Raw genomic sequence first — 10277 nt, forward strand, 5'->3', positions numbered from 1 at the left:
ATTCTGAACCAGAAATTCGATTGAGTGGCATCCTCAGTTTGGGGAAAACTTATCGGGCGATTGGAGTGTTGGATCAGTCCTACTGTGTTTTAGAAGCGGGAAAGGAAATTCCGGAGATTGACCTGGAATTGGGAAATACCGCCCAGGCGATCGGCAAGCGGATCAAAGACCAATTGGATTCAGTCAAGGATAAGACATCCGAACCCATTTTCACGACAGAACAAGTGGTAAAACCTTGCGAAATTCCGTTTAAAGACCTTCCCAAAATTAGTGCTTTGAATTTTTACGAAACAGCCCAGGACTTTTATCAACAATCCTGGAATTCACCGGCAGCCAAACCTGAGACTCAAGTTCAAGCGATGGTGAACCACTTAAGCCTGATATTGGATTTAAAAGATACCGAAGAATTAAAAGAAGAAACCAGTCAGTTACAGAGACAGGCGAATGAATTAGCCCCTCAAGTTCTTCAACTGATTGAAATTCTGCCCTTCTTGAATCGGGAGAAGGTGTACGATCGCATTCATTTAGCACGCAGTTTAACCCGACTGAACCTAGAAGAATTGAGTCAGAACCAGTTAGAAACTGCCATTGCCGAAGCACAGGAGTTAGCAGATAAACGTGCAGAAGCTTATGCGATCGGCGAGTTGGGATGGATGAAACAACAGCAAGGGAACTGGACTGAAGCGGAACAGTGGACCCGACAAGCAGTGGCAATGACGCCACCGGATGCGATCGATATCAGGTATCAGTGGGAGTGGCAGTTAGGACAAATTCTCACGGAAGAGGGGAGAACGGAGGAAGCGATTCGGCATTATACGGAAGCGGTGGATTTGCTGCAAAGGGTGCGTCAAAATTTAGTGGCGATCGCCGCTGGCATGGGTGAGATGAATGCGGACCTCCAGTTTGATTTTCGCGATCGGGTCGAACCCGTCTACCGGGAGTTAGTGGAGTTACTGTTAAACCCCCAAGGGAATGAAGTCACCCCTCAAGATCACATTCAAACAGCTTTAGGCGTCATCGAACTCCTGCAAGTTGCTGAATTACAGAATTTTCTGCAATGTGACTTGCAACCCGAACCCCAAGTTCAGTTGGCTCGTAGCGTTTCCGAAGCTAAACAGAAGGTTGCTGAAAAATTAGAATTAATTTTTCAAAAAGATCCAAACTATGCCCTGATCTACCCCATGATTTTGCCTCAAAAATTAGAGGTGGTATTAGCTTTGGCTGGACAACCCTTAACTCATTACTCAATTACCCAGCTTGAATCAACCTCAAAAAATATCATCAAAAGTCTAAAATCTGAACTAATCCAAAGAACTTTGTATGAAAAAATGGAAGATATTTCCTATGAAATGTATCAATGGTTGATTAAACCCTATAAATCTAAATTGAATAACAAGTCATTAATTTTCATTCTGGATATTCCCTTCCAAACCATCCCAATGGGTGCATTATACGACAAGGAAAGCCATCAATACTTAATTGAAACTAATCCAGTTTCAATCGTGAGCAGCTTACAATTACTAAAAACTAATTCAGGTAAAAAAGAATTATTAAGACAGGTACTAACCGCAGGAATTTCCGAAGGTCGTACAGAAAGAAATATCTCTTTTAGCAACTTAGATCATGTTGAAGAAGAAATAACAAAAGTCAATCAGTATTTTTCTCGTTCTCAAAAATTTTTTGCAAACACTTTTACACCATCTAATCTCAAAAATTCTATTCAAACGAGTAATTTTTCTATTTTACATTTAGCAACTCATGGAAATTTTAGTTCTCAACGCTATTTAACATTTGTCTTGGCTGGACAGGGAATTATTGACATAGCCGATTTTAATAGTTTATTCAAAGTTAATTCCGATTCCAGTAAAAATCCTATTGAATTATTAGTTTTAAGTGCTTGTCAAACGGCCAAAGGAGATCGTAAATCAGCATTAGGAATTGCCGGAGTCACTGTCACTAGCAGAATTAATAACACCATTGCATCTCTTTGGTCTGTTAGTGATGAATCGACTACTATTCTGATGAATAATTTTTATCAAAAATTGACAGAACTTTCCACGACTTTACCCGAATCAACTTATAATCTTTCTCAGGCACTTCAGGAAGCTCAAAAAATCATGATTACAGAAGAAAATCGGAAGGGTCGTCATCATCATCCCTATTATTGGTCACCGTTTATTTTGTTACAACACTCTTTATAGAACCAGTTAATCCAATCGGATTTCATTTTCGATTGATTTTTGAAATTTCCTCCTATTAAAGTATTTAAATAGATTTGAACAATAAGGGAAATAGACCTTCAATAAATTGCAAATTTTGATTTCGTCATGACTTACGCATTATTTAATATAAAATCTCATATAGCGGTTCGGTGAACTCATTATATATTCTATAAAGCCCCTCTCCCCCTTTGGGCCGCCGTCGGTTTGGGGTGAGGGCTGTCCTGTATATTCATGAGAAACGCTATATACTGTAGGGTTGATTCGCGAATCAACCTTATAGGATATGAAGTTTATGCCTAAGTTTTGTCCTTGAAACCCTTGCCCAGAGTGTCCCAAAAGATGCAATGATTTTTGCCCCCGTGCTTAGTAAAGAGGACAATTTAGGGGTTCAGGAATCAGTATATCCCAAAATTTACGGCGATTATCCTGTAGGTCATTAGCAACTGAATTTAACAGATTTTCCCATTCAATTTTGAGAGTTTCATCCGCTAAAGGGTTGTTACAGAGTTGTTGGGCAAGGCGATCTACCCGATCATACCAAATCAAATCAGAGTCTCCTGAATAGTTCTCTTCTTCAAGTCGTGCAATCCATCCTTGAATCGAAATATTCTGACTTTTATCTTGAGGATTACATTCTATCGATAAATGCCAGTTGTACCAATTTTGGGATTCAAGAGGATATTCTTGTGCAATCAAAACTTTAAAAAACCCGGGTTCTTTCGGTAACTTAATGGGCATGAACTCTCCAAATTGTCTGCGCTCATCTGTCAAGATATTAAACGTAGCGAAAAGTTGAGTTTCTTCACTCTGAGTATAGGGAGAATAAAACCATAAACTCGGTTGTTCCTGGAGAGTACCACCCCGGATTTTAGCGGGGACTAATGCCGTGAGCCTCCGGGGGCTATTAGAGTCTAGGACACAAGCGCCTCGACTTCCTCCTCCAACAACATCATTCAGTCTTTGTTCATCTTCAAAGTTTTGATTGTCATCATTTTTTTGAAGGGATAAAACCTGTAACGGGATGATTAGCATGATAAGTATGGCAATCATTGTACTGCGGGCAATTCCTTGTTTAAGGCTAAAAATTAATTTAATATTCATGATTTTTCCAAGCATAGGTTACCAAGGATGTATGAAAAAATTACTGCATCTAAGTCTGGACTGAGACAAAAGAGTAGATTTGCGGGTCTGGAATCACTTCAATAAAATCCGGTTCATCAAGATAATTTGTACAGGATTAATGTTCCAGAGGTTAAGATTAACACAAATACAGAAGGAATTAAAGGAATCCAGCCTCCTTGTAGAAATAGGACCCAGCAAACACCACCTAAAATGAATATCATCGTCATCGTTGCCAATCCTAGGGTTAACGGATGTCGCAATTTCCAGACTAACAAACCTCCCATTAAAGACCAAGACCCAATCCATAAACTTTCTGTCCAATCAGACCACCACCAAAATAGTGGTCTGCCATCTAAAACTGCACTGATAATATGACTAATTTTATGGGCTTGAATTTCTACCCCTGACATATTTTGGGTGCGGTGATTTATGAAAGGAGTGGAATGCTTATCCGTATGAATAGCCCCAATCAAAACAATTCTATCTTTAATCAAATTCTCTAACCTCTCTTCTTCTAATCCTTCTAACAAATTTTTTAGGGAAATTTGTTCAAATTCTGCATTTCTATAATTTAATAAAATTTGATATCCTCCTTCTGCGGAATTCAACGGTAATTGGTATCCGCCAGCATTATACCGGATTCTCGGGAATAAGACTCCATTTACTGCTCGTTGTTTATCAGGAAAAGTCGTGAGCAAAGAACTTTGATTGAGAATTTTTTGTAAATACTGTAATGCAACCCGGAGACTTAGAGAAAACCCGGTTGAACATCGATCGGTTGATTGAGCACCGAGGAGTTGCCGACGAATTCGCATATCTGGGTCAAAAGGCATATCGGAGAATCCCACACTGTCGGGCTGAATAAAACTATCATTGATTCTCAGCGAGCGATTATTAACCTCAGAATCACCCAGCCTACAGACTCCTATCATTTTTTTTTCCTTCACTAAATTTTCTACAGCTTGTGATAATTCCAAGTTTTGAAATCGATGTTCTTGATAAATATCCAGAGCAATTAACTGGGGTTGATAAGGAATAATTTTATTTAGAATTTTTTGAAATGCTTCTTCGGACAAAGAATATCGCGGAGTAAATTCTTTTTCATAATATTGGTAGTCCAGATCCTCATCATTAATTGTAATAATTGAAATGCGCGAATCTACGATTTCTGGAGGTCTTTGTCTCAAGAATAAGTCATAAACTGCAACTTCTGAGGAGTGGAATAGGCCCAAAATCCGAGCTATAACAACAATAAATGTACAAAATAAACTGCTTATACTCGCTTGTTTTAATGAAATTTTATTATGTAAGTCACGCCATGTTGGGGGAATATATGCTGGATTTTGACAAACGACGGGCAACCAATTTAAAGAAGGATATTCAGTCTGCAACTCTTCGGCAATCCGCTCTTTTGCTCGACGAACTGCGACATACATCGGACGCCCATGATCAGCATATTCTAGTAAAAAGTATTCCAGAAATTTTTGGGCAGCCCCATCAGGAATGGGTTCACGCATAGCGATGACAACGGGAATACTAAAGTCGGTTACCAGTTCATAAGCGACTTCTAATCCCACACAGGAATTTAAAAAGGCAATTTTTAAGCCCTGATCAACAATGGCTGTTTTTAAAGTATTTTTAAACTCAGAGGGAGTTAAGTATTCGCTTGAGTTCAGATAAATTTTACCTTTTTGGGAGTTTTTATCTCGGTCTCCATGTCCGGCAAAAAAGAAAATATCCCAGGATTTGTCCCATAACAAATTTCTGAGATTGTCCACACTGGGTTTGTGGATCAGAGTGGGTTGAGCCCCAACAGATTTTAAGCGCTCGATTTGTTCTCGATCCGGTTTGGTATTAATATTCTCATCGCTGCCAAAAATTGATAAAATTCTGACATTTGTTCTGGGAGTGACTTTAATCGGTTTTTCACCATATTTGGCATCGAAGGAGCTAAAAACTACTTCTGCATTAGAATAAGTGTCAAAAAAATCCCAGGCAGACCAAGGAATTTGCCAGAGTTTATAATCAGTGGTTTTAATTAGAAATCTTATGTTTTCTTCGGGGCTTAAATGAGTGCGAATTCTATCTTCAATTTTTCTGAATCCTGGAGCATCTAGCCATTGGTTGATTTCCTGTTCTAGGTTTTGGGAGAGTTGTTGACATTTGGCTAAAGAGACATTTGAATTATTCTCTATGTCTAAAAACCGAAATTCTCTCCCTCGATAAATCTGTTCGAGTTGTTCGTAATTATCCTGCCAGGTTTGATAACATTCGTAAATCTCGGCGGCTGGAGGGAGTTTTCCCCAAAGGCCTTCGATGAGGACTTTGCCATCCCGTTGTTCTTCGGAAATCTCAATTAACTCGACTTTATAGCCGGAGGAAATTTCTCCCTCTAATGACAGTTTGACTAATTTTGCCATCCTTCTAGTCCTCTTAATGTTTCCTCAACGGTTAGATGCTTAAATGGTAAAATATTCGAGAATTGTCTGGTTGCCTAGACTGATGCTGAGAACAAACTCGGTCCCAGGTGAGCTACAAAAGGGTTGGGGGAATTGGAGAATATTGGTCTCGGTTTCCGATCGCACTTCAACTTGAGTGGTGCCCTCGTCGTCTAATAAGGCAAGTTTTAAATTGGGTGATAAGCATTTGGTCCGATCGCCCGGATTAAAGGGCCGCAGTTGGGGTGAAATCCACAAGTTGCCTTCCGTATCCTCCATTAAATCAATCACCAGGGCGATCGCCTCCTCACCTAACTCCAATTGTTTCACCCGACTCACCATCGCTTTCGGTTCTACAGGGGCACGTCGGAATGTTCCCGCTAATTGGGACCCGCCAAAAACCTCTTGATAAAGTTGCCAACCGATCGCAATCAGTTCCGTGGCGATCGCACTCCCTTGTACCTGGAACCATTGGGTTAAAGCAGGAGGTTTGACTCGCTGCTGATACAGTTCTTTGCGCCAGGTTTCGTTTGCCATGATTCCCCCCCATTGGGCAAAGGGAAGTTGCAGTCGCAGTCGTGGCGATCGCAATGCTGCTGGGGACAACCCTCTCACTGCATCTTTAACCGTAGTATAGGACATCGGGGGCAACGGAGAAACGGGTTTAGCTTGATGAATCCCCAGAGTTTCCCAGAGGAGAGTTAAATCTTGATGCCAATCCTCTGGTGATAAAGCATAAAGGCGACTACTGCGGGTATAGGTTGCCCGGTTTTCCAACTCTACATCCGTCACAAACCCTCGCACACAAATCCAGCAGTTTTCTTCGTCTTCATCCAAATTGACTTGAATTGACAGATAATAATCTGCCCGCAATTCAGGAATATCAATCCACTCCCGAGGCACGATTAAATCATCGGGATTCAAGGTTTGACTGGGAATCAACACCAGTCGATTGTTTCCCAAGGCAAGGGGCACTCCCTCTATAAATTCCCAAAGACTTTCTAAGTGTTTGACATAGGGTTCCACGAACTGAAAATTCTGCTCAAATCGTTCCGAAAACCAACTCATAAATCCCTGGAAGCATAAGTGTCCGAGATAGGCTTGATTTCGAGCAAGGGGGTTAGAATGGCATCGAGATTTTTGCCATGCTTGATCCTGCATTTCCAACGATAGATTAAAATACAGTTCATCGGGAGCAATGGGGGGAATAGGATGGGTCACATTGGCATTCATGTCAGTTTTTCCTTATTTGAAAAGATTAAAACCATTTTTTCAGAACTTTCTCTAAATCCCCCTCGGTGAGGGAGACTGCTAACTGTTGTTGGCACCAATACTGGATAGCCTCTAAAAATAGCCCTTCCGCTTGAGAGAGTTGGTTGACCACCTCCTCAACGGTAACGTGATAGCCAACACTCAGGCGACTGGCGATTTTTCGAGGTTTCAACCCTTGTTGATAATACAGTATCAAAAGTTGATACTCCTCGGGATACCGGGTGGGAAATCGGGGCAGAACTTGGGTTTGATAATGAGATTTTAACCAAGTTTTGACCGTGGTGGTGAGCAATTCTGTGAGTTTGAGGTGCAAAATTATCTGCAATTCTTTCAGGGATGCCGTAAGCTGACAAGTCAGCTCATTTGCAGTACAGTTTAACTTTTGAGTGACCTCTTCCTGAGATAATTGGGTGCCATAGACATATCGGATGATTTTTTGCTGTTGCTCGGTTAAAGTGGCAACCCCTTCTAATATTTTATCAGAAAGTAGGTTAGGGGAATGAATGGAATCTTGATAAGATTGTCTGATAAGTTTGTCGGTGGATCTCTCCAACCACAAGGCGATACAAAGCACTCTTCGTAAGGGATGTTTTGCTAGGTCTATGGCCTGCTCTACTTCCCCAGTTTTGAGCTTATGTTCCGAGGCTATTTGAAAAAAGTTTTTCTGCTTCTGATAGTGCTTTTCTAACAGAGTGCGTTCGGGCTTGGATAGCGATTTAGCCAGAGTCTCTATCAGAAATTTCTGGATTTTGTTTGAAAATTTTGGATGAGAATATCCTCCCGATAACCACTGCTCTAAATCATGATTGATTTGTTCTAAACTGATGCCTTTTTTATCGGATAACCACTGGCAGAATAAGGAAAGTAGGCTCTCGATATAGTCAGACTCTCGGCGGGAAATTTGGCTTTGATGAACTCCAAAAATTTGCCCTACATCTTGTTGGCTGAGTCCCATGCCATAGCGCAGGGGTAAAAGTTTGACGATATAATCGGGTTTTTCTCCCTGAGCGATCGCCTGGGTAAACCTGGAGTTGAGTTGCTCCAAGTTGTTAGTCAAAATCTCCTGAACATTTCCCAATAAATCTGAGGGATTTGAGGAAGAAGTCGGCGAAACAACTGACTTTTGAAGACTGAGGTGATCTAATACATCGGGATTGTTAATATTGACTTCATCAAGCAGAGCACTGTTTCGCAAGGCTTGGACTGATTCCTGCATCCACTGGGCGATCTGTTCTGGGCTTCTGGTGGTATCTTGAAATACTGCCAAAGGGACTCCCGTTAATTCTTTTTCTTGATTGTAGTACCGCGAAACTTCGGCAAAATCTTCCCGGTGAGGATTCGGCCATCGATCGCCTTTTTTGCGACGGGGATGGTTGACTCGGTTCTCTTTATAAACCGACTTAAAATAATCCCAAGCAAAAATATATCGTTCAATCAGTACATCGGAAATTCCTTGGGTTTGTAAAGATTGTCTTAATTCGCTTTCTTTAGCCATACAGAGCAGCCTCCAATCTGATGCTCGGGAAATGCCAAACTGTTCCAGTACCTCTAAAATCTTGTACTCAAAAGCCCGTTTAAAATAGAATTCGATAGAAACTTTTCCCTGGTTTTCTTGGGCGGCACGGAGAAAGTTTTCAACAATCTTAATAATTTCATGGGGGTTGTTGATAATATCTTGAACTTGAAAAAACCAGTGTTCCCAGGTATAATTTTTCAGCCGCTTCCAGCTTTTAGCTGTTTTTTCCACGGCTCGGTAAGCGGGTTCATCGAGATAAGCACAGAGTAGGGGGTAGAGTTCATATTTTTTGCTCAAGCCCTTTGCCCTTTGCCTCGGCTGTCCCGAATAAACCCCAGCTAATTGCTCTGCCTGCCAGAGTTGAGCTAAATAAATAACAAATCCATTCCAATCTTCCGGTTCACCCTCGGGTTTATAGAGATTTGGGATAGAATCATCGGTTTTTTTGATGTATTCCAAAGCACGATGAGCATCAGTCTTGACTACCCATTGGGGCTGATACTTGTTATGGTAAAAGCCAATTTCTAGGCTAGTGGTTAGTTTCTCGTCGAGAGAAGTGCGGCAGCGGACGTGAGGTAGAATAGGCATCGTCTTGATTTTCCCTGAACTCATAAATTAATTTGAGTAGAGACCCTGACGAACAGTATAATGCACAAGTGAGCGATATAGAAATAGAGGAGAGAGAGGAACCACTGGAGTTAACCCATCGATTGTTTGATTTTTGGATGGGAATGATGGGTAGCGATCGCTTGCTCTAATTCATTCAAAAATCCCGTTGGCATTTTTTCTTGTAGCATCAGCAAGACTTGCTCTCCCCGTTGACATTGCACCGGGTCAACTCCCGTCGCCATCACCGATTTGAGTCGCGGCAAGGCATCTTGAATCAGTTGGACTAAACCACTCATGCAGCGGTAAAACTGTCCTGATTCGAGTTCTGCATCTTCTAGAGGTAATTCAATGCCAGCGCGAACTTCTCCCCCCAGAGCATCGTACTCCCACCTGAGCATTTTCGTTTCCCAGGACAGGGAAAGCAGGGTACTCAATACCAACTCTCGATAAGGATGCCGGTAAAAATGGAGGAGACGCGGCACATAAATTCGGCAAAATCTGCCTTGTTCCTTTAACTCGATCACAATCTGCAAGGGATTGACAACTTCTGAACGAACCGCTGTAATAATTCGCAAATTCGCCCGATCGACTATGTAGTTCCAGTTCCAGGCGTCAAGGTACGCCTCTATCCGGGCCAGGGTGGTTCCCATCTGATTCTTTCCTAAATCGCCTACATCTGTGTAGTGGGAAAAAAATCAAAAAGTTATGCACGCCTTGGGGAGATTCGTCCCAACTCCTTGCCGGTCAAAGATTTGGGGCAATTCAATCCCTAGGAATAGTCAAATTGCCAAGCTGCAACTCACACAAAAGAGAGGTCCCGCAGGCAGATCAAACTCCGGAAATCAGCTCAAATTCAACCTACATTACACATTCCGCAGGTTAGATAAGGTACTAACGAATTTAGGAGCGTTGAGTCTCTATCAAAAGATTCCACCTACTTTTTACTAAAACTGACACTCAATCAGTCGCCCAAATCTTTTCTCACAGGTGTAAGAGCATAAGGGGATTGCAAAATATAAATCCTTCAAACGCTCAACTGAAAGGAAGGTATCTGTAGGGGCGCAATGCTTGCGCCCTCCGGAGGGCGCAAGCATTGCG

The 10277-nt window shown here is 41.6% G+C and carries 6 protein-coding genes; 1 reads left to right on the top strand and 5 read right to left on the bottom strand.

What is annotated here, in order from left to right; genetic code table 11:
- Positions 1-20 precede the first annotated feature (20 nt).
- A complete protein-coding gene (locus tag NG833_RS05125; protein WP_254564230.1) occupies positions 21-2201 on the top strand; it encodes a CHAT domain-containing protein in 2181 nt (726 codons plus the stop codon).
- Positions 2202-2585: 384 nt separating this feature from the next.
- On the opposite strand, the gene NG833_RS05130 is transcribed toward NG833_RS05125, so the two are convergent.
- The 5 genes from NG833_RS05130 to NG833_RS05150 form a co-directional block, all read right to left on the bottom strand.
- Positions 2586-3323, bottom strand: coding sequence for a DUF928 domain-containing protein (locus tag NG833_RS05130; protein ID WP_254564231.1), 738 nt, complete (start codon positions 3321-3323; stop codon positions 2586-2588).
- 116 nt (positions 3324-3439) lie between these two features.
- Positions 3440-5764, bottom strand: coding sequence for a CHASE2 domain-containing protein (locus tag NG833_RS05135; protein WP_254564232.1), 2325 nt, complete (start codon positions 5762-5764; stop codon positions 3440-3442).
- 39 nt (positions 5765-5803) lie between these two features.
- Positions 5804-7015, bottom strand: coding sequence for a DUF1822 family protein (locus NG833_RS05140; protein WP_254564233.1), 1212 nt, complete (start codon positions 7013-7015; stop codon positions 5804-5806).
- A gap of 25 nt (positions 7016-7040) precedes the next feature.
- The gene (locus tag NG833_RS05145; RefSeq protein WP_254564234.1) at positions 7041-9158 is read right to left on the bottom strand and encodes a hypothetical protein; all 2118 of its coding nucleotides are present in this window, start codon (positions 9156-9158) and stop codon (positions 7041-7043) included.
- Positions 9159-9268: 110 nt separating this feature from the next.
- Entirely contained in the window at positions 9269-9829 is a 561-nt protein-coding gene (locus NG833_RS05150) for a hypothetical protein (RefSeq protein ID WP_254564235.1), read from the bottom strand.
- Between the last annotated feature and the right edge of the window lie 448 nt (positions 9830-10277).

It is taken from the genome of Oscillatoria sp. HE19RPO (assembly GCF_024220515.1).
In the GTDB taxonomy this organism is placed as follows: domain Bacteria; phylum Cyanobacteriota; class Cyanobacteriia; order Cyanobacteriales; family Laspinemataceae; genus Laspinema.